Raw genomic sequence first — 20489 nt, forward strand, 5'->3', positions numbered from 1 at the left:
CGCCGGCGGTCAGCGGATCTGCATGCCGGAGATGGCCCGGGAGATGACCAGCCGCTGGATCTCGGAGGTGCCCTCGAAGATGGTGTAGATCTTGGCGTCGCGGTACCACCGCTCGACCGGGTGGTCGCGCAGGAAGCCCGCGCCGCCGAGGAGCTGGACCGCCTTGTCGGTCACCGAGACGGCCACCTCGCCGGCCTTGAGCTTGGACATCGAGCCTTCGCCGGCGGCGAACGGCCGGTTGTTGCGGCCCATCCAGGAGGCGCGCCAGACCAGGAGCCGGGCGGCGTCGATCTCCATCTTCATGTCGGCGAGCGCGAACGCGACCGCCTGGTTGGTGATGATCGGCCGTCCGAACTGGACCCGTTCCTTGGCGTAGTCCAGGGCGTACTCGTAGGCGGCGCGGGCCACGCCGAGCGCCTGCGCCCCGACTGTCGGACGGGACAGCTCGAACGTCCGCATCGCCGCCTGGCCGGAGGCGCGCTGCCCGGACCGGGCGCGGGCCAGACGCTCGTCGAGCGCGTCCTTGCCGCCGAGCAGGCAGCGGCCCGGCACCCGGACGTCGTCGAGGAAGACGTCCGCGGTGTGCGAGGCGCGCAGCCCGAGCTTGCGCAGCTTGCGGGTGGCGGTCAGACCGGAGGTGCCCGGGGGTACGACGAACGCGGCCTGCCCGCGCGAGCCCAGCTCGGGGTCGATCGAGGCGGTGACCACGTGCACGCCGGCGATGCCGCCGTTCGTGGCGTACGCCTTCTGCCCGTTGAGCACCCACTCGTCGGTGGCCTCGTCGTAGACGGCGCGGGTACGCATCGATCCGACGTCGGAGCCGGCTTCCGGCTCGCTCGTGCAGAACGCGGCGACGGCCGGGGAGTCGACGTCGCCGAAGCACTGCGGCACCCATTCGACGAGCTGGTCGGGGGTGCCGGCGCCGTAGATCGCGGCGACCGCGAGCGAGGTGCCGAAGATGCTCAGGCCGATGCCGGCGTCACCCCAGAAGAGTTCCTCGCTGGCGATCGGCAGGGAGAGGCCGGTGGGGTCGGCCCAGCAGGTGGCGAGGAACTCGAAGCCGTACAGGCCGACCTTCGCCGCCTCCTGGATGATCGGCCACGGGGTCTCCTCCCGGGCGTCCCACTCGGCCGCGGCCGGGCGCACGACCTCGGCTGCGAAGCCGTGCACCCAGTCGCGTAGATCCCGCTGTTCCTCGTTCAGGTCGAGCGAGAACTCGGCCATGTCAGGCCTTGGGGATGTCGAACAGGTTGGCGATGTTGGCAGCCAGGCCCAGGTCGCCCTTGGCCTTCAGCTTGCCGGTCATGAACATCATCACCGGGTTGGCGCCACCGGAGACGATCTTCAGGAACTCGACCGGGCCCATGGTGAGGCTCAGCTTCGGGTCGCGGGTGGCGGTCTCCGAGACGGTGCAGGCGCCGTTCTCGATGACGATCTCGTACGTGTCGGTGCCACCGTCCGGGCGGCCGGTGATGTTCCAGTGGATGACCGCGTTGGTGGCACCGGCGCGGTCGGCGCGGAACAGCGTGGGCATCCGGTTGAAGACCTCGCTGAGGATCTTGCCGCGCGACTCGCCGGACATGATCTCGGCGATCTTGGCGTCCGGCGTGGACTTGACCAGCTGCGCGAACTCCTTGGGGCCGACGTTCGCGAAGTTGGCCGGGTCGAAGTCAGTCATCAGGAAATGCACCTCTCGGGCGGGGCCAGCTTGGTTACTCTGGCGTAACCCTACGCACGGGTAGGTATGCTCGCAAGAGTGTCCAGCACGCCGACCTTCAAGCGCCTCCCCCGAGCCGTACGCGAGCAGCAGATGCTCGACGCGGCGGTGAAGGTGTTCTCCCGTCGCGGCTTCCACGCCGCCAGCATGGACGAGATCGCCGACGACGCCGGCATCTCCAAACCGATGGTCTACGCCTACCTCGGCACCAAGGAAGAACTCTTCATCGCCTGCCTGCACCGCGAGAGCACCCGGATGATGGAGGCCATCGCCGGCGCCGCCGCCCCCGACCTGCCCGCCGACGAGCGGCTCTGGCGCGGGCTGCGCGCGTTCTTCGGCTTCGTCGGCGCGCACCGGGACGGCTGGGCCGTGCTCTACCGGCAGGCCCGCGGCTCGCAGCCGTTCGCCGCCGAACTCGCCGCCATGCGGGGACGGCTGGTCGAGGTGGTGGCCGGGATGCTCGACCACGCGCTGCGCGCCGCCGGACGGGAGGTCGGCGCCACCGACCTGGAGGTGGTCTCGTACGCGCTCGTCGGCGCCTCCGAGTCGCTCGCCGACTGGCTGGCCGACCACCCGGAGGCCGATGCCGGCAAGACCGCGACCCGGATGATGAACGTGGCCTGGCTCGGCGCCGACCAGCTGTTGCGCGGCGCCACCTGGCACCCCGGCGCTGTGTAAGGAAGGGCCCCTTCTTAACGCCTCCGGTAGTGGAAGGGCCCCTTTTTAACAGTCGCGGCGCGCGGCGGCTCGCCGGTGTGCCCGCCGCCGGCCCCAGCGGGCGGCCTCGAACAGCCCGGTGACCGCGAGCGAGATGGCGACCCCGGCGAGGAGCCCGGAGACGGGGTTGTGCTCGAACGCCAGGCCGCCGAAGTAGCCGAGCAGCGTGCAGTAGATCCCCCAGGTCGCGCAGGCCAGCGCGTCGTACAGCAGGAACATCCGCACCGGATAGCGGACCGCACCCATGGTCAGCGTGACGGCGGTGCGGCCGCCGGGGACGTACCGGGCGGTGGTCAGGATCATCCCGCCGCGCCTGTCGACGGCCCGGCGGGCCCACTCGGAGCCGGCCCGCCGCCGGCTGTCCGCCGGGAAGCGGGCCAGCCGGTGCGCGCCGCCGCCGCGCCCGATCGCGTAGGAGACGTGATCGCCGACGAGCGCGCCGAACGCGGCGGTCACGATCACCAGCGCCAGGTCCGGCTCGCCGCCCGCCGCGAAGACCCCGGCCGTGATCACCACGGTCTCGCCGGGCACCGCCGGGAAGAACGCGTCGACGGCGGTGACCGCGATGATCACCAGGTACACCCACGGTGAGGTCACCGTGTGGTGCAGCAGGTCGAGCGCGTCCCCCATGCACCCATGCTCGGTGGTGCGGTGTTAAGCAGGGGCCCTTCCCATACAAAAGGCGTTAACAAGGGGCCCTTCCTTCTCCTCGGCCGTGGGCCCGCGCGACGTGAGCACCACCGGCGCCCCCAGCGCCTCCGAGACCGCCCCCGCCCAGTCGGCGGGCGCCGAGTCCAGCACCGGCCGGGCCCGCAGCAGCCGCTGCGTGAGCGCCGCCTGCCGGTCCAGGTCACCGGCCGGGCCGGGGACGAGCCGGTCCAGGCCCTCGTACCGGCGGCAGATCCGCAGCTCGGACCCGGCCAGGTCGAGGTGGGTCAGCGCCAGCCCGTCCACCCCACCGGCGACCTCCAGCGCGTACCGGTGGGCGACCGCGTCGAAGTGCCCGAACCGGAACCGGCCCTGCCAGGGGTTCGTCCCGTTGTGCCGGTCGCGGAACGGCAGCGCCGCGTCCTCGGTGACCAGCGGCCCGGGACCGTGCCGGGTGGTGGTCGTGCGCAGCACGCCGAGCCGCTGCGCGGTCCCGGCCATCCCCGCCTCGGCGAGCAGCGTCTCGGCGTTGGCGAACGTCGTGGTGCTCCACGTCGTGTACGGGTGGAAGCCGTGCCACTCGTCCAGCAGCACCCCCTGCGCGCCCTCGAACACGCAGGTGCCCTCGCGCAACGCGGATGCCAGCCAGGTCCGGTCGACGATCGCCACCCGGCGCGCGAAGGCCGCGTACGCGGGCAGGCAGTCCTGGACCGGCGGCGCGTCCAGCGGGCCCAGCTCGGCGGTGAGCCGGTCCCGCAGCGCGGTCAGCCGCCGGCGCAGCACCGCCGGGCGGCGGCAGTCCGCCACCCGGGGTGCCTCGTCGGGGTGGGCGAGGCCGTACGCGACCGCCTCGCCCACCCCGAGCCCGCAGGAGCCGTGCCGGTCGGCTCCCCGGGCGATCTCCCGGGCGCGGTTGGCGGCCCGGTGGTACGGGGTGGCGAGCAGCGTCTCCCCGTCCACAGTCAGACGGTCGAGCGCGTCTGGAACGCCGACCGACGCGAGGTGGTCGGCCTCGGCTGCCAGCGCCAGCGGGTCCACCACCACGTGCCGCGCCAGGTGCGTCCGTACGCCCGGACGGAACGTCCCGGCGCCGAACTGCGCGAACGTGTGGTGCCGCCCGTCGCGCAGGACGACGTTGTGCGCCGCCTGCGCGCCCCCGTTGAACCGGACCACCGTGTGGACCTGCCGGGTGGCGCAGAGCAGGTCCACCACGGTGCCCTTGCCGGCGTCGCCGTAGCCGAGGTCGACCACCATCACGTGGTTCACAGCCGGGTGACCCCGCTTCCGCCCTCGGCCGGGCTGAACGGCAGCGTCGCCACCGCGCGGCGGCCGGAGCCGAGCCGGGCGAGCGCCTTCGAGACGGTCCGGGTGGCGGTGGAGCCGGCCCGGTCCAGGTCGCGCAGCCCGGCGTCCAGGTCGATGGCCTGCTCGCCGAGCCCGACGGTGAGCGCGATCGTCTCGCAGACCGCGTCCAGGTCGTCCAGCTCGACCGCGTTCTGCCCGAGCAGGCCGCGCCAGAAGTCCAGCACCTTGCGGTTGCCCGCGTAGTGGCTGCCGGCGGGCAGCAGGTAGTAGGTGTCCCAGCGCGCGGTCACCTCGTCCACGATCTGCCGGACCGGCACGTCCTCGCTCAGGTCGTCGCCGATCAGCCGGGCCACCTCCGCGCGCTTCACCCCCGCGTACGCCAGCTCGTCGCCGATGATGAACAGGTAGCCGCGCCGGCCGCGCTTGTCCCAGCTGTCGGTGGCGGTRTGCCGGGCCATGAAGTACAGCGCCAGCTCGTACGACTCCATCATCTGGCCGCCTCCGCCGCCCTCCAGCACGATCCGGCCGAGGTCGTCGTCCATCCGGTTGTCGGACTCGAACTGCCCGATCTGCAACGGCACCCGGTCGCAGGTGGCGTCGCCGATCGCGCCGAACATGATCTGCGGGTCGCTCGCGTACCCCTGGCGCAGCAGCAGGCCGAGCAGCTGCGGCAGCTTGCTCTGCAGCACCCGGGGCACGTGCCCCATCGAGCCGGTGACGTCGAACAGCACGGCGATCGGCGTCGACTGCGGGTGCTCGGCCGAGTCGCGGCTCTCCCGCAGCGCGTCGCGCGGGTCGAGCGCCGGGTGCACCTTGCGCGCGCCGCTGTCGCTGTACGAGAACGCGCTCTTGCCGGTGCGGCGCCGGTAGCGGTCGGCGGCGTCGTACACGTCGGTGGACCAGATTCCACTGCCCATGGCAGCCTCCCTACGGGTTGAGGGTGAAGGGTCGGAAGGTGCGCGGCCCGTACAGCCGGTGCAGCACCTCGTCCAGTTCGCGCAGCAGCCGCCAGGCGTCGTCGGGCCGGGTGGCGAGCGCGGCGCCCTGGCAGCCGTCGGCGAAGGCGCGCAGCTCGCGGGGCGCGCGGTCGCCCATCAGCCAGGTCATGCAGCGGGCGGCCAGCGCGATGTCGGTGCCGGGGCCGCACTGCCGCTTCGCGGCGACCTCCGGCGGATACCAGTCCTCGTGGCCGGGCACCAGCGCCGGCACGAGCCCGCCCGGCTCGGCCGAGAAGCACCAGTCGACGAGCACCAGGCCGTGCGCGTCCGGCTCGATCAGCACGTGCCGGGGCAGCACCGCGCCGTGCACCACGCCCGCGCGGTGGGCCAGGCCGAGCGCCACGAGCAGCCGCCGCCACATCCAGGCCGCGTCGCGCGGGTCCAGCCCGTCCGGGTACGCGCGGCGCACGTCGTCAAGGCTGCGCAGCCCGGGTACGGTCACCAGCTCGTTGACCTGCCGCTGCACGCCGGTCGACGGGTCACGCGCCGGGTAGGAGTCGACGAGCTTCGGCACGTACGCGAGGTGTCTGGCGTCGCCGCGCTCGGCGATGCGGCGCAACGCGCGCGCCTCGCGGGCCATCAGGTCGTTGTCGCCGGGGTGCCGGGCCACCTTGGCCAGGTGATAAGAAGGGGCCCCTCCTCTACCGGAGGCGTTAACAGGGGGCCCTTCCTTTCGTTCGTGCAGGGTGGCGACGTCGCCGGTGTACGCGGGGGCCGGGGTGCGCCAGCGGGTGGTGACGGTGACGAGTGCTTCGGCGGCGGCGGCGCGTACGCCGGGGTCGGCCGCGCCCAGCCGGTCGGGGTGCAGCGCGCCGACCAGCTCGCGGTAGCGGCGGGCCGGCTCGTCGGCGCCGAACAGGTCGGCGTCGGTACGCGCGGCAGTGACCAGCCGGATCGCCTCTTCGGTCCTCACCGCACCGTCTCCTCCCGGGCGGGGCGCAGCAGCGCCGGGTGCAGCAGCCGGGCGTCTCCGGCGCGGTAGAGCTTGGCCCGGGGGCCGCCGCGCGCGCCGCCGCGCTCGGTGCTGGCGCCGGTGCTCTCCACGAAGCCGGGCACCGAGAGCACCTTGCGGTGGAAGTTGCCGGCGTGCAGCGGGTGCCCCCAGACCGTCTCGTAGACCTCCCGCAGCTCGGTGATCGTGAACTCGGGGGCGAGGAAGCGGGTGGCCAGCGGCGTGTACTCCAGCTTGGAACGGGCGCGCTCCAAGCCGTCGTCGATGATCCGGCCGTGGTCGAAGGCGAGCTGCCGGCTGGTCAGCGCGGTGACCGGCAGCCAGATCGCCTCGTCGGCGTCGGTGTCGGCGACCGGGTCGGGCAGGTCGGGGGCGAACGCCAGGTGCGCGACCGAGACCACCCGCATGCGCGGGTCGCGGTCCGGGGCGCCGTAGCTGCCGAGCTGTTCCAGGTGCACCCGGCGCAGCCGCTCGCCGCCGAGGCCGGTCTCCTCGGCCAGTTCGCGCCGGGCGCCGGCGGTCAGGTCCTCGTCCGGCTGGACGAAGCCGCCGGGCAGCGCCCAGTGCCCCGCGAAGGGCGGCGCGCCGCGGCGGATCAGCAGCAGGTGCAGCGCGCCCTCGCGGATGGTTAGCGCGACCACGTCGACGGTGACCGCGACCGCCGGGTAGTCCCGCGGGTCGTACCCGGCGAGGAAGTCCTGCTCGTTCACGGTCACTCACTCTCTCAGGTTGAGAACAACTCACTCTGAGAACAACTTAGCGCCGAAAAGAGGGGACGGCAAGTCCCCTCTTTTCCTCAGCGCACCGAACCGGTCAGGTGCGGCCTCCCGTCCCGGGCGCTGTGCAGCGCGAAGTCCCAGTCCGCGCCGTTCGGCGAGGCGCTGAACGCCACAGTCGACGGCAGCGGCACCGGCAGCTTGAACGCCACGTCCACCGTGTACGCCTCTGGTAGCCGGGGTTCCAGCGCGGCCAGGCATCGGGCCTTGCTCCACATGCCGTGCGCGATCGGGCGCGGGAAACCGAACAGCCGCGCGCCCAGCTTCGAGGTGTGGATCGGGTTGTGGTCGCCGGAGACGCGCGCGTAGTCAGTACCCACGCGGGGCATCACCCGCCACTGCGCGGAGAAGGCCGGCGGTTCCGGGCGGTCAGCCCGGTCGCGCCGCGGGCCGCCGCCGGACGCGCGCTCCTTCCCGAGGTACGTGGACACGCCGCGCCACACCTCCTCGCCGCCGATCGAGCCGACAAGCACCACGTCGAGCTGGCGGCCCCGCTCGTGTGGGCGCAGGTTCTCCGCGTACGTGTGGAAGTCGACGCGCTCGCCGACCTCGACCGGCCGGCGCACGGTGATCCGGTTGGCCACGTGCACCACACCGGTGAGCGGGATGGGGAAGCCCGGGCTCGTCATCAGCCGCAGCGACAGCGGAAACCCGAGCACGTGCAGGTACGTCGCCGGCAGCCGGTCGGTCAGCCGGAACCCGCACACCCGGTCGTAGTCCGCCAGGTGCCGCTGATCCACAGAGACCCCGCCAACGGCGAGTTCCAGCCCCGGCACGTCAGCCCCGCGCCGCCCCCCAACCCCCGGAACGACCCCGAGTAGCGCCCGCCGATAAAGCGCCCCACTGGCAGGCAGCCCGTCCAACTCCACCCGCCGCCGCCCCACCGCTCCTTCACCCCGTCGATCATGAGGTTGGCTGCCTTGTGGATCTCCAGAAGTGCCGTCAACTTCATGATCGTCGGAGGTGGGGCGGGCGGCGGCGTTGGTGCGGGCCAGGGCGGCGGCTCGGGCGGCCGTGAGGTCGCGGGTGGGGCCCTCGATCAGGTCGTGCAGGGTCAGGTCGTCGTCCTCGTGGTCACGGGGTGCCATCACGCCCCCAGGAGGCTCTGGCCGCAGACCCGGACCACGTTGCCGCTGACCGCGCCGCTCGCCGGCCAGGAGAGCCAGCCGATCGTCTCGGCCACGTCCACCGGCAGGCCGCCCTGGGCCATGCTGTTCATCCGCCGTCCCGCCTCGCGGATGGTCAACGGGATACGCGCGGTCAGCCGCGTCTCGATGAAGCCCGGCGCCACCGCGTTCAGGCTGATCCCGCGCTCGCGCAGCACCGGGGAGAGCGAGTCGACCAGGCCGATCACGCCGGCCTTGCTGGTCGCGTAGTTGGTCTGCCCCCGGTTGCCGGCGATCCCGGCGATCGACGAGACCGAGACGATCCGGCCGCCGGCCGGGATCAGGTCGCGTTCCAGCAGTACGTCGTTGATCCGCTCCTGGCTGGACAGGTTCACGTCGATCACCGAGTCCCACCGGTCGGCGTCCATCCGGCCCAGCGTCTTGTCCCGGGTGATGCCCGCGTTGTGCACCACCACGTCGACCCGCCCGTGCCGGGACGCCAGGTGCTCCGCCAGCCGGGTCGGCGCATCCGGCGCGGTCAGGTCGAGCTGCACCGCGCTGCCGCCGATGTCGTTGGCGACGGCGGCCAGCTCGTCCCCGGCCGCGGGGATGTCCAGCGCCACCACCTGGGCGCCGTCGCGGGCCAGCACCTTCGCCAGCGCCGCGCCGATGCCCCGGGCCGCGCCGGTCACCAGCACCACCTGCCCGTCGAGCGGCCGGTCCCAGTCGGCCGGCGCGACGGCGGTGCCGGCGCCGACCCGAATCACCTGGCCTGAGACGTACGCGGACCGGCCGGAGAGCAGGAACCGGAGCGTGGACTCCAGGCTCACCGGGGTACCGGCGTCACCCTCGCGTGTCACGTAGACCAGTTGGGCCGTGACGCCCCGGCCGAACTCCTTGCCGATGCTGCGGGTCAGGCCCTCCAGCGCGCGCTGGGCGGTAGCCTCCCGAGGGGAGCCGCACTCGGCCGGCGGCGTGCCCAGCACGATCACCCGGCCGCTCGGCACCAGCGAGCGGGCCTGCGGGTGGAAGAAGTCGTACAGCTGGCGCAGCCCGGTGGAGTCGGTGACGCCGCTGGCGTCGTACACCAGGGCCGCGAAGCGGCGGTCGGCGTCGTGGGCGGCGACCGGATCGGCCAGCTCGACCCCGGCGGCGGTCAGGATCTTCCCGGCCTGGTCGGCGATCCGGCCGCCGGCCGAGGAGCCGAGCAGGACCGGCCCGGGAACGAGCGGGTCGCCCGGCGTGTGCCGGCGCAGTCGAGGCGGATCGGGCAGCCCGAGGCGCTTGACCAGCGCGCGACCGGCCCCCGTCTGGACGAAGCTCGCGTACCTGTCGGTCATAGGCGTAGCCTACTGGCGAGTAGGGTTCGGGCAACAGTTTCGAGGGAGGCCGATCGTGCAGAGTGTCCGGCGGGTCGCGGTCATCGGGGGCAACCGCATCCCCTTCGCCCGGTCCAACTCGCGCTACGCGCACGCGTCGAACGCCGACATGCTCGGCGCGGCGCTCGACGGGCTGGTCGCCCGGTTCGGGCTGGCCGGCGAGCGGGTCGGCGAAGTGGTGGCCGGCGCGGTGCTCAAGCACTCCCGCGACTTCAACCTCACCCGTGAGGTGGTGCTCGGCTCCCGGCTCGACCCGCACACCCCCGCGTACGACATCCAGCAGGCCTGCGGCACCGGACTGGAGGCCGCCATCCTGGTCGCCAACAAGATCGCCCTCGGGCAGATCGAGGTCGGCATCGCCGGTGGCGTCGACACCACCTCGGACGCGCCACTCGCCGTCAACGAGGACATGCGGCGCACCCTGCTCCAGCTCAACTCCGCCCGTACGCTCGGCGAACGGCTCAAGATCGCGGCGAAGCTGCGCCCGCACCAGCCGTTCAAGCCGGAGATCCCGCGCAACGCCGAGCCGCGTACCGGACTGTCCATGGGTGAGCACGCGGCCCGGACGGCGCTGCGCTGGAACGTCGACCGGACCGCGCAGGACGAACTCGCGCTGCGCTCGCACCAGCGGCTCGCCGCCGCGTACGACAAGGGGTTCTTCGACGACCTGATGACCCCCTACCTGGGGCTGACCCGCGACCAGAACCTGCGGCCGGACACCAGCCTGGAGAAGCTCGGCTCGCTCAAGCCGGTCTTCGGCGCCTCCGGCGCGGACGCCGAGCGGGCCACCATGACCGCCGGCAACTCCTCGCCGCTCACCGACGGCGCGTCGACCGTCCTGCTCGCGTCCGAGGAGTGGGCCAAGGCGCACAACCTGCCGGTGCTCGCCTGGTTCTCCTGGTCCGAGACCGCCGCCGTCGACTTCGTGCACGGCGACGAGGGGCTGCTGATGGCCCCCACGTACGCGGTGCCCCGGATGCTGGCCCGGGCCGGGCTCAGCCTCCAGGACTTCGACTTCTACGAGATCCACGAGGCGTTCGCCTCCCAGGTGCTGGCCACGCTCGCCGCGTGGGAGTCGCCGGAGTTCTGCAAGGAGCGCCTCGGCCTGGACGCGCCGCTCGGCTCGATCGACCGGGAGAAGCTCAACGTCAACGGCTCCTCGCTGGCGGCCGGGCACCCGTTCGCCGCCACCGGCGGCCGGATCGTCGCCACGCTGGCCAAGCTGCTTGATCAGAAGGGGAGCGGGCGCGGCCTGATCTCCATCTGCGCGGCCGGTGGGCAGGGCGTGACAGCCATCCTGGAGCGCTGACAGCCTCCGGCAGGGCTGCGGTCCCGGCCGCAGCCCTGCTCCACGTTCCCGTCGGCGCCCGGAGCAACCCGACGGCGGCTCGGCCGCGTCACCTGGGCATGAGGCGTACGAGAGGCTCCGGGACGTGAACCGGGCCGAGGAAGACGAGTACCGGCAGTTCGTCACCGCCCGGCTGGAGTCGTTGCGCCGCACCGCGTACCTCCTCTGCCGCGAGTGGCACACCGCCGACGACCTGGTCTCCATCACGATCGGCAAGCTCTACCGGCACTGGCGCCGGGTCCGCGCGGCGGAGAACATCGACGCGTACGTGCGCGGAATGCTCACAAACGCCTGGCTGGACGAGCGGCGGCGACCCTGGCGGCGCGAGCACAGCACCGACACGGTGCCGGAGACCGCCGACATGATCCTGCCGGAGCCCACGCTCGCCGAACGCGACATGCTGCTCGCCCTGCTCGGCCAGCTACCGCCCCGGCGGCGCGCCGTGCTGGTGCTGCGCTACTACTGCGACCTGTCGGTGGAGGAGACCGCCGACGTCATGGGTATCAGTACCGGCACGGTCAAAAGCCAGTCCGCACGCGGCCTGGAGGCGTTGCGCCTGCTGCTGGGCGGCATCCCGTCGACCCGAGGGGAGCTGTCATGACGTACCGGCAGTTGTTCGACGACCTGATCGGCGAGCCGCCGGTCTCCACGGTGGATGTCGACCGGGTGATCAGCGGACAGCGCCGGGCCCGGCGGCTGCGGATCGGCGGCGGCATGACGGCTGTCGCCGCGGTGGTGGCGGCAGTGCTGGTCGGCACCACGACGCTCATCGGCAAGCCGCACGCCCAGCCGGCCAAGCCGGCACCGGCCGTCACGACGATTCCCGGCAGCGATCAGGACCTGGACCGGATCGACGCCGCGGTGATCGCGGCGTTGACCCGCGCGGTGCCGCGCCTGGCCTGGGCGGTCAAGGACGGGCCGGTGATTGACACCCCCGCGTGGGCTTCCAACGTGATGGGCCCCGGCTCCCTCGGTTACCGGGGAAACGGCAGCTTCCGGGCGGACGGGGTGGACCTGGTCGCGAGCCTGCAGATCACTCCTGACGGCGCGAAGAGCTGGCAGGCCGAGGCGGCTCGCGGATGTTCCAAGAACGCCGTCGAGTGCGGCGAGCAGACGGGTCCGGACGGCGAGAAGATCAGGTACCACCGGTCGGTCTGGGAGCAGGAGGTGCCACCGCAGCTCCGGGATCAGATGTCGAGCCGGACAGAGAGCGCTGGCGTGACAGCACTGCGTCGGGACGGCACGTTTCTGAACCTGAGCCTCAGGACCGTCACCGCCGAGGACAAGCTTCCGGTCGCCGTCGGGCAGCTGATCCCGGTCGTGGTCGACCGGGCCGTCGCCCTCGCGCCGGAGCCGTCCCCCACACCGGCGGCCACGTCCACCGTCACCACTGTCGCGGGCACCGCCGCGGACGCGGCGCGTCTCGAGGCGGCGCTGACCAGCGCTCTGCGCCGGCAGGCACCCGACTTCACCTGGCTGACCAAGTGGGGCGGCGAGAGCAGCCCGACCCCGGTCGGGTTCGAGCCCAAGGGCTGGCTGAGCGTCGACGCACCGATGATGGATGCCGCCACGTTCCGGGTCGGGAACCGGGCCGCGCAGGTCACGCTACGGCTGGTGCGCGACGGACAGGCAGCCTGGTCGGTCGCCCCGCCCTGCCCGACCGCCGCGCTCGCCGCCCGTCACTGCACGGTAACCGAGTTCCCTGGTGGCGAGCGCCTGCGGGCCCGGCGGATGCTCTCCGACTTCGGCTCGCGCCCCGGCTCGGCACGGCCGGTGGGAAACAACAGCTACCTGATCGAGTCGCTCCGCCCGGACGGCACGCTGGTCCGCCTCTATCTCACGCAGGACAAGCCGGCGCTCTCGATGGAACAGACGATCGAGATGGCTAGGGAGCCGTCGCTCGTCCTGGCCCCACGGCCCCCGGCGGGAACCGCCACCAGCCAGGTCTACAGCCCGCTCAGGTGGGACTACGACGGCGCAGCGTCGGCGGCAGCCACCGGCGCGCTCGACGCCGTCTCGCCGGACGGAATGATCTATCTGCTGCCCTTCCGCGGAGGGGGCGACGGGCCCAACGGCGCGACTCTCCTGTCGTACAACTTCATGGTGCAGCGAGGCGGGCTGGCCGGCGACGGGGAGATCATCGTGGAGCGCCGCGCGGCCCTGGTGCTGAGCTGCGCCACGGTCGGAGCGCTCCCGCCCGCGACGCACCGGGCGCACGCGCATGACGGCGAGTGCACCGAGTCGACCCGCCCGGACGGGAACCGGGTCGTCACGATCGTCTCCCGTCCGGCCGGGTCGGTGGTCTACAGCGTGTTCGTCCAGCGACCCGACCGCGGCACGGTCGAGGTGGTGATCGACAACCGGCCCAACACCGGAGGCGCCTCGGACATGCCGACGGACGGAGACTTCGGGCGTCGCTGGCCGAAGGGCGTCAAGGGTGGCGCGACCCCGCCGCTCACTCTGGAGCAGGTCACGGCGCTTGCCGCGCATCCCGATCTGATCAACCTGTTGCCCTGATCCGGAGAAGGTCGACGCCCGGGTCCGGACCGGCCCCGGGCGTCGACCACCAGCGGGCCGACCGGTGGCGGCACGAGCCCGTACGCGAGAATGAGGGCCGTGACGACGATCCCGAACGTGCTCGCCAACCGGTACGCCTCGCCCGAACTGGTCGCCCTCTGGTCGCCGGAGGAGAAGGTCCGGATGGAGCGCCGGCTCTGGCTGGCGGTGCTCAAGGCCCAGCGTGATCTCGGCGTGCCGGTGCCGGACGGTGTGGTCGAGGCGTACGAGCGGGTGGTCGACGACGTCGACCTGGCCTCGATCGCGGCGCGGGAGCGGGTCACCCGGCACGACGTGAAGGCCCGGATCGAGGAGTTCAGCGCGCTCGCCGGGCACGAGCACGTGCACAAGGGGATGACCTCCCGGGACCTCACCGAGAACGTCGAGCAACTCCAGATCCGCGCCTCGCTGGAGCTGATCCGGGACCGGGTGGTCGCCACGCTGGCCCGGCTGGGCTGGCACGCGGGCGAGTACTCGGCGCTGGTGATGACCGGCCGGTCGCACAACGTCGCCGCGCAGGCCACCACGCTCGGCAAGCGCTTCGCGTCCGCCGCGGAGGAGCTGCTGATCGCGTACGAGCGGCTGGAGGACCTGATCGGCCGCTACCCGCTGCGCGGGATCAAGGGGCCGGTGGGTACCGCCGCTGACCAGCTCGACCTCTTCGACGGCGACGCCGGGAAGGTGGCCGAGCTGGAGCGCCGGGTCGCCGGGCACCTGGGCTTCAGCCGGGTGCTGGACAGCGTCGGCCAGGTCTACCCGCGTTCGCTGGACTTCGACGTGCTCTCCGCGCTGGCCCAGGTGGCCGCCGCGCCGTCGTCGCTGGCCACCACGATCCGGCTGATGGTGGGCCAGGAGCTGGTCACCGAGGGCTTCAAGCCGGGCCAGGTCGGGTCCAGCGCCATGCCGCACAAGATGAACACGCGCTCGTCGGAGCGGGTGAACGGCTTCGCGGTGATCATCCGGGGTTACCTGTCGATGGTCGGCGAGCTGGCCGGTGACCAGTGGAACGAGGGCGACGTCTCCTGCTCGGTGGTACGCCGGGTGGCGCTGCCTGATGCGTTCTTCGCTGCCGACGGCCTGTTCCAGACGTTCCTCACCGTGCTGGACGAGTTCGGTCCGTACCCAGCGGTGATCAACCGGGAGCTGGAGCGCTTCCTGCCGTTCCTCGCCACCACGAAGATCCTGGTGGCAGCCGTACGCCGGGGTGTCGGCCGGGAGGTCGCGCACGAGGTGATCAAGGAGCACGCGGTCGCCGTGGCGCTGGCCATGCGGGAGAAGGGCGCGGCGGAGAACGACCTGTTCGACCGCCTGGCCGCCGACGGCCGGCTGGGCCTGACCCGGGCCGAGATCGACACCCTGGTGGCCGACCGCAACGCCTTCGTTGGCGCCGCCGCCGACCAGGTCAACCGCGTGACCGCGAGGATCACCGGTGTGGTCGAGTCCCACCCCCAGGCCGCCACCTACACCCCGCCCCCCATCCTCTGACCCAGGCCCTTTCCCCGGCGATCATGAAGTTGGCGGCACTCAGGGAGATCATTCCTGCCGTCAACTTCATGATCGACGCCGCAAAGCGAGGGGTCAGGGGCCGGTGGGGGTTTCGGCTGCGGAACTCAGGTTGGGGGCGCTGGCCGGTTCGGCGATGCCGCCCGGGGCGGAGGCGATCTCCGGGTCGTGGGCGGTCTCGGCCGCGATCGCCGGCTGGTCCGGCGGCATGACGTCCGGCATCTTGGGCGCGACGATCACCGCCGTGCCGTACGCGCAGATCTCCATCCACATCTCGCCGCAGTCGCGGCTGTCGAAGCGCATGCCGATCACCGCGTTCGCGCCGAGGCGGCGGGCCTCCTCGCCGAGCCGGGCCACCGAGTCGGTACGCCACCGGGTCAGGTTGTCCGGCGCCAGCGGGTCGTATGCGCCACCGCGCAGGTTCTTGACCCCCTCGCGGTACGGGTTGCGGGTCCTCGCCATCGACGAGACCACTTCGCCGAGGATCTGGCGGATCTCGTAGCCAGGCAGTTGATCCGTCGTCACGACCAGCACGTTTCCGATGCTGTCAGCCCCCGGCCGGGTGGTTCGGGAGCCGTGTTCAGCTGATCGCATGCTGAAAAACGACGCGGCGCGGACGGCCGGGCTGCTCCCGGCCGATCCGCGCCGCATCGGCATCAACCGTCAGACACCGGCCGTCGAGGCGATCCAGGACCGGTTGTACGCGACACTGCCGTAGTTCTGGATGCTCTGGCCGTCGGCGGTGGAGGCCACGCCGACCTGCTGGCCGTTGTAGAACTGCGGGCCACCCGAGTCGCCCCGCCAGGCGTTGCCGTTGACCCGGGTGCTCCGGATCGCCTGGCCGCCGTACGCGTCGGTGACGCTGGTGCTGGTCACCCGTACGCTCGCGGTCTTGAGCTGGGGCGACGCGCCGCAACCGCTGTAGCAGGTCATGCCCCAGCCGTAGATGGTGTTCGTGGAGCCGACCGGCGGGTTGCTGCTGGCGAGCGAGACGGCGGAGGTGCTGACCGTGCTGGACAGGCGCAGCAGGGCCAGGTCGTAGCGGGTGTAGGAGGCGCTCACGGTGCGGGTGACGCCACCCGAGGCGTAGTAGACGCTGCCGACCCGCACGGACATGGTGCCGCTGACGCAGTGCCGGGCGGTGAGCACCCACTGGGGCGCGATCACGCTGCCGGAGCAGGTGAACGAGCCGTTGCTGAAGACGGCGGCGGCCCAGGGCGCGGACGAGACGGTGCCGCCACCGATGATCGGCTGCGGGCCGGCCGGCGCGGCGGCGGCGCCGGAGGCGGTGGCCAGGACACCGGCCAGCGCGGTGGTCAGCACGGCGAGCAGGGGACGGAGGCGCATGTCGGGGCTCCTTCTGCGCGACGCCCGGGGTTGCCGGGCAGAATGACACCCGCCGGACGGGGGAGCCGGCGAGAGACATCGATCGGGTGCATCGACATCTGACGATGCATGCTACGGGCGTGCCTCGCGGTGTCACAAGAGATGAATCGAAAAACGCCGATGGCGTGACGTCCGCCGCGTGTCGCGTCGACGTGCTGTCGGATACCTGTCCAAGCTGGGGCGTTTCGCAGCAGAATGCCTGGTAGAGGGGGGTGCGGAGGGTCATCCACAGGCACCGAGCGCAACGAATTCGCATCGACGCAGCAACGAACGGGCAACGGTGCCCGGCCGGCGTCGCCGGTCCCGCCCGGCACTGCCGGAACTGCCCCCGGCCGGTTCGGGCCGGGCGGTATCTGCCAGGTAGGCTGGCTGCGCTCGCCCGATAGTGGGCCGRCACCCAACTGCGTACACAGTCAGGAGTGCCCCGTGCCTCGCGTCGTAGTCGACGTCATGCTCAAGCCCGAGATCCTCGATCCGCAGGGCCAGGCCGTCGCGAACGCGCTGCCCCGGCTCGGCGTCAGCGACGTCGCCTCGGTTCGGATCGGCAGGCGGATCGAGATCGAGTTCACCGGCGAACCGGACCTGGACCGGGCCCGGGAGATCGCCGACAAGCTGCTGGCCAACCCGGTCATCGAGGACTTCACCGTCCGCGTGGTAAACACCGACGAGACCGCGGGCGCGCAGTCGTGACCGCCCGGGTCGGTGTGGTGACCTTCCCCGGCTCGCTCGACGACGGGGACGCGGCCCGCGCCGTGCGGATCGCCGGCGCCGAGGCGGTCCGGCTCTGGCACGGCGACCCGGACCTGCACGGGGTGGACGCCGTCGTCCTGCCCGGCGGCTTCTCCTACGGTGACTACCTGCGCTGCGGCGCCATCGCCCGGTTCGCCCCGGTGATGGAGACGATCGTCCAGGCCGCGCGAGGTGGCCTGCCGGTGCTCGGCATCTGCAACGGCTTCCAGATCCTTTGCGAGGCGCACCTGCTGCCCGGCGCGCTCACCCGCAACCAGCACCTGCACTTCCGCAACCGGGACCAGGTCCTGCGGATCGAGGCCACCGGCACCGCCTGGACCAACGCGTTCCAGCCGGGCCAGGAGGTGCTCGTCCCGGTCAAGAACGGCGAGGGCTGCTACGTCGCGGACGCCGCGACGCTCGACCGGCTGGAGGGCGAGGGCCGCGTCGTCGCCCGCTACGTCGGCGGCAACCCCAACGGATCGCTGCGCGACATCGCCGCGATCACCAACGAGGCCGGCAACGTGGTCGGCATCATGCCGCACCCCGAGCACGCGGTGGAGGCGCTCACCGGCCCGTCCCTGGACGGCCTCGGCTTCTTCACCTCGGTGCTCAAGCACCTGGTGGGAGCGCCGGCGTGATGGTGGCCGTGATCATCGGTCGGCTCACCCGCCGCACGGGCGGCGAGCGCAACAAGGAGACGTCATGACCACCCATCCGGACCCGGCCCTGCGGGAGCCGCAGGGCGGCCCGACCGACGAGTGGGCGCCGGGCGTGGACACCGTCCCCCGGGCCGCCGAGACGCCGGAAGAGCTTCAGCCGTACGCCGAGCTGGGCCTCCGCGACGACGAGTACGACCGGATCCGGCACATCCTCGGCCGCCGGCCCACCCAGGCCGAGCTGGCCATGTACTCGATCATGTGGAGCGAGCACTGCTCCTACAAGTCCAGCAAGGTGCACCTGCGCCAGTTCGGCGAGAAGGCCCCGCCGAGCGACCGGCTGCTCGCCGGCATCGGGGAGAACGCCGGCGTGGTCCAGGTCTCCGACGAGCTGGCGGTGACCTTCAAGGTCGAGTCGCACAACCACCCGAGCTTCGTCGAGCCGTACCAGGGCGCGGCGACCGGCGTCGGCGGCATCGTCCGCGACATCCTCGCCATGGGCGCGCGCCCGGTCGCCGTGATGGACCCGCTGCGCTTCGGCGCGGCCGACCACCCGGACACCGCCCGGGTGCTGCCCGGCGTGGTCGCCGGCGTCGGCGGCTACGGCAACTGCCTCGGCCTGCCCAACATCGGCGGCGAGGTCGTCTTCGACCCCTGCTACCAGGGCAACCCGCTGGTCAACGCGCTCTGCCTGGGCGTGCTGCCGGTCGACCGCCTGCAGAAGAAGGACGCCACCGGCCCCGGCAACATCGTGGTCCTGATGGGCGCCAAGACCGGCCGCGACGGCATCGGCGGCGTGTCGGTGCTGGCCAGCGCCACCTTCGACGAGGGCAGCGAGCAGCGCCGCCCGTCCGTGCAGGTCGGCGACCCGTTCATGGAGAAGCTGCTGATCGAGGCGTGCCTGGAGCTGTACGACGCCGAACTGGTCGTCGGCATCCAGGACCTCGGCGGCGCCGGCCTGACCTGCGCGCTCACCGAGACCGCCGCCTCCGCCGGCACCGGCATGCGGGTGTGGCTGGAGCGGGTGCCGCTGCGCGAGCCGTCGATGGAGCCGCACGAGATCCTGGCCAGCGAGTCCCAGGAGCGGATGCTGCTCGTCGTCTCGCCGGACAAGCTCGACGCGGTCCTCAAGACCGCCGAGAAGTGGGGCGTCTGGGCCACCGCCATCGGCGAGGTCACCGCGCCGTCCCCGGACGGCCAGCCGGGCCGCCTGGTCGTCACCTGGCGTGACCAGCTCGTGGTGGACGTGCCGCCGGGCTCGCTCGTCGACGACGGCCCGGTCTACGCCCGGCCGATGCGCGAGCCGGCCGACCTGATCCTGCTCCAGGCCGACCGCGCCGAGACGCTGCCCCGGCCGAACACCCCGGAGGCGCTCCGGGAGACCGTGCTGCGCATGATCGCGTCGCCCAACCTGGCCGACAAGACCTGGGTCACCGAGCAGTACGACCGCTACGTGCTCGGCAACACCGTGCTCGCCCAGCCGGAGGACTCCGGCGTGATCCGGATCGACGAGCGCAGCGGCCTCGGCGTCGCGCTCTCCGTCGACGGCAACGGCCGGTACGCCCGCCTCGACCCGTACCACGGCACGAAGCTGGCGCTGGCCGAGGCGTACCGGAACGTGGCGGTGACCGGCGCGAAGCCGATCGCGGTCACCAACTGCCTGAACTTCGGCTCGCCGGAGGACCCGGGCGTGATGTGGCAGTTCGCCGAGGCCGTACGCGGCCTGGCGGACGGCTGCCTGGAGCTGGGCATCCCGGTGACCGGCGGCAACGTCAGCTTCTACAACCAGACCGGCGCGGCGGCCATCCACCCGACCCCGGTGGTCGGCGTGCTCGGCGTGCTCGACGACGTGGCGAACCGGGTGCCGATGGGCTTCGTGCCCCGCGCGGCCGGCGACCACGACCAGCTCTTCCTGCTGGGCGAGACGCACGTCGAGCTGTCCGGCTCGGAGTGGGCCTGGGTGACCCACGAGCACCTGGGCGGCATCCCGCCGCAGGTCGACCTGGCCCGTGAGCGGCAGCTCGCCGAGCTGCTGGCCGAGGCGGCCCGCGTCGGTCACCTCAGCTCGGCGCACGACCTCTCCGACGGCGGCCTGGCGCAGAGCCTGGTCGAGTCGGCCCTGCGCCGCGGTGTCGGCGCCCGGGTCGTGGTGCCGGAGCACTTCGCCGGTGGCTCGATGCCGTTCGTGTTCCTGTTCAGCGAGTCCGCCGGCCGGGCGCTGGTGTCGGTGCCGCGCGGGCACGAGAAGGCGTTCACCGCCCTCTGCGCCGAGCGCGGCGTGCCGTGGGAGTTCATCGGCGTCACCGACCCGGCCTCCGGCGCGCTGGAGGTGCATGGCCAGTTCCGGATCGGCCTGGACGAGCTGCGCGAGGCGCACAGCGGCACGCTGCCGCGCCTGTTCGGCGCGGCCGAGGCGGCGCGGGTGGAGGTGGCGGCGACCCGTACCGGGACCACCACCGTGCTTCCGGCCACCGCCGAGCAGCCGGTCGACGTGGACCCGGCCGAGGTCGCCTCCGAGCCGATCGCCGAGACGGGCACGGACGCCTCGCCGGCCGCCACCGACTCCGCTCCGGCCGCGTCCGACGCGGATTCCGACGAGACCGCGCCGGCCGCCGACGCGACCCCGGCGCAGGACGCTTCGGCGCCTGCCGACGGGTCCGACGGCCCGGCTCCCGGTGAGCCGGCGCCGGACCGGCGCTGAGGCCCCGGC

General features: G+C 72.6%; 19 protein-coding genes. 8 read left to right on the plus strand and 11 right to left on the minus strand.

Features of this window, described 5'->3' with window-relative positions; all coding sequences use genetic code 11:
- Nucleotides 1–9: 9 nt before the first annotated feature.
- The gene (locus A8711_RS10810; RefSeq protein WP_064447943.1) at nt 10–1224 is read right to left on the minus strand and encodes an acyl-CoA dehydrogenase family protein; all 1215 of its coding nucleotides are present in this window, start codon (nt 1222–1224) and stop codon (nt 10–12) included.
- A gap of 1 nt (nt 1225) precedes the next feature.
- Nucleotides 1226–1678 carry an SCP2 sterol-binding domain-containing protein gene (locus A8711_RS10815; protein ID WP_043327552.1) on the minus strand — a complete coding sequence of 151 codons (453 nt, stop codon included), beginning with the start codon at nt 1676–1678 and terminating at the stop codon, nt 1226–1228.
- 78 nt (nt 1679–1756) lie between these two features.
- On the opposite strand from A8711_RS10815, the gene A8711_RS10820 reads away from it, so the two are divergent.
- The gene (locus A8711_RS10820) at nt 1757–2395 is read left to right on the plus strand and encodes a TetR/AcrR family transcriptional regulator (RefSeq protein WP_030500578.1); all 639 of its coding nucleotides are present in this window, start codon (nt 1757–1759) and stop codon (nt 2393–2395) included.
- 45 nt (nt 2396–2440) lie between these two features.
- Here the strand turns inward: A8711_RS10820 and A8711_RS10825 are convergent, their stop codons facing one another.
- The 7 genes from A8711_RS10825 to A8711_RS10855 all read right to left on the minus strand — a co-directional run bounded on the left by A8711_RS10825 (nt 2441) and on the right by A8711_RS10855 (nt 9559).
- The gene (locus A8711_RS10825; RefSeq protein WP_043327550.1) at nt 2441–3064 is read right to left on the minus strand and encodes a DedA family protein; all 624 of its coding nucleotides are present in this window, start codon (nt 3062–3064) and stop codon (nt 2441–2443) included.
- 24 nt (nt 3065–3088) lie between these two features.
- Nucleotides 3089–4348 (minus strand): adenylosuccinate synthetase, encoded by a 1260-nt coding sequence (locus tag A8711_RS10830; RefSeq protein WP_069088126.1) that lies wholly within the window; start codon nt 4346–4348, stop codon nt 3089–3091.
- Complete coding sequence (locus tag A8711_RS10835; protein ID WP_069088127.1) at nt 4345–5304, minus strand: hypothetical protein; 960 nt, start codon at nt 5302–5304, stop codon at nt 4345–4347. The genes A8711_RS10830 and A8711_RS10835 overlap by 4 nt, the downstream gene beginning before the upstream one ends.
- A 10-nt stretch (nt 5305–5314) precedes the next feature.
- A complete protein-coding gene (locus A8711_RS10840; RefSeq protein WP_069088128.1) occupies nt 5315–6298 on the minus strand; it encodes a serine/threonine protein kinase in 984 nt (327 codons plus the stop codon).
- On the minus strand, nt 6295–7053 hold the full coding sequence (locus A8711_RS10845; RefSeq protein ID WP_176722790.1) for an NUDIX domain-containing protein: 759 nt from the start codon (nt 7051–7053) through the stop codon (nt 6295–6297). The genes A8711_RS10840 and A8711_RS10845 overlap by 4 nt, the downstream gene beginning before the upstream one ends.
- Nucleotides 7054–7133: 80 nt before the next feature.
- Nucleotides 7134–8201 (minus strand): MaoC/PaaZ C-terminal domain-containing protein, encoded by a 1068-nt coding sequence (locus A8711_RS10850; RefSeq protein ID WP_255365608.1) that lies wholly within the window; start codon nt 8199–8201, stop codon nt 7134–7136.
- A complete protein-coding gene (locus tag A8711_RS10855; protein ID WP_069088130.1) occupies nt 8201–9559 on the minus strand; it encodes a 3-oxoacyl-ACP reductase in 1359 nt (452 codons plus the stop codon). The genes A8711_RS10850 and A8711_RS10855 overlap by 1 nt, the downstream gene beginning before the upstream one ends.
- A 55-nt stretch (nt 9560–9614) precedes the next feature.
- On the opposite strand from A8711_RS10855, the gene A8711_RS10860 reads away from it, so the two are divergent.
- From A8711_RS10860 to purB, 4 genes are all read left to right on the plus strand, one after another.
- Nucleotides 9615–10907, plus strand: coding sequence for an acetyl-CoA C-acetyltransferase (locus A8711_RS10860; RefSeq protein ID WP_069088131.1), 1293 nt, complete (start codon nt 9615–9617; stop codon nt 10905–10907).
- A 124-nt stretch (nt 10908–11031) separates the two neighbouring features.
- Entirely contained in the window at nt 11032–11547 is a 516-nt protein-coding gene (locus A8711_RS10865; protein ID WP_043327545.1) for a SigE family RNA polymerase sigma factor, read from the plus strand.
- Nucleotides 11544–13463, plus strand: coding sequence for a hypothetical protein (locus A8711_RS10870; protein WP_069088132.1), 1920 nt, complete (start codon nt 11544–11546; stop codon nt 13461–13463). Before A8711_RS10865 ends, A8711_RS10870 begins: the two co-directional genes overlap by 4 nt.
- A 90-nt stretch (nt 13464–13553) precedes the next feature.
- Complete coding sequence (gene purB / locus A8711_RS10875; RefSeq protein WP_284706547.1) at nt 13554–14987, plus strand: adenylosuccinate lyase; 1434 nt, start codon at nt 13554–13556, stop codon at nt 14985–14987.
- Between the two features lie 93 nt (nt 14988–15080).
- Here the strand turns inward: purB and A8711_RS10880 are convergent, their stop codons facing one another.
- Both A8711_RS10880 and A8711_RS10885 read right to left on the minus strand, forming a co-directional pair.
- A complete protein-coding gene (locus A8711_RS10880) occupies nt 15081–15656 on the minus strand; it encodes a YbjQ family protein (RefSeq protein WP_176722791.1) in 576 nt (191 codons plus the stop codon).
- A 12-nt stretch (nt 15657–15668) separates the two neighbouring features.
- A complete protein-coding gene (locus tag A8711_RS10885; RefSeq protein ID WP_043327542.1) occupies nt 15669–16352 on the minus strand; it encodes a trypsin-like serine protease in 684 nt (227 codons plus the stop codon).
- A gap of 465 nt (nt 16353–16817) precedes the next feature.
- On the opposite strand from A8711_RS10885, the gene purS reads away from it, so the two are divergent.
- The 3 genes from purS to purL all read left to right on the plus strand — a co-directional run bounded on the left by purS (nt 16818) and on the right by purL (nt 20480).
- Complete coding sequence (purS, locus tag A8711_RS10890) at nt 16818–17081, plus strand: phosphoribosylformylglycinamidine synthase subunit PurS (RefSeq protein WP_043327541.1); 264 nt, start codon at nt 16818–16820, stop codon at nt 17079–17081.
- Nucleotides 17078–17761: a phosphoribosylformylglycinamidine synthase subunit PurQ gene (purQ, locus tag A8711_RS10895; protein WP_043327540.1), complete on the plus strand. Its 684-nt coding sequence runs from the start codon at nt 17078–17080 to the stop codon at nt 17759–17761. Before purS ends, purQ begins: the two co-directional genes overlap by 4 nt.
- A 64-nt stretch (nt 17762–17825) precedes the next feature.
- Nucleotides 17826–20480: a phosphoribosylformylglycinamidine synthase subunit PurL gene (gene purL / locus A8711_RS10900; protein ID WP_069088133.1), complete on the plus strand. Its 2655-nt coding sequence runs from the start codon at nt 17826–17828 to the stop codon at nt 20478–20480.
- The last annotated feature ends 9 nt before the right edge of the window (nt 20481–20489 follow it).

Source organism: Micromonospora sp. II (assembly GCF_001709195.1).
In the GTDB taxonomy this organism is placed as follows: Bacteria; Actinomycetota; Actinomycetes; order Mycobacteriales; family Micromonosporaceae; genus Micromonospora; species Micromonospora chalcea.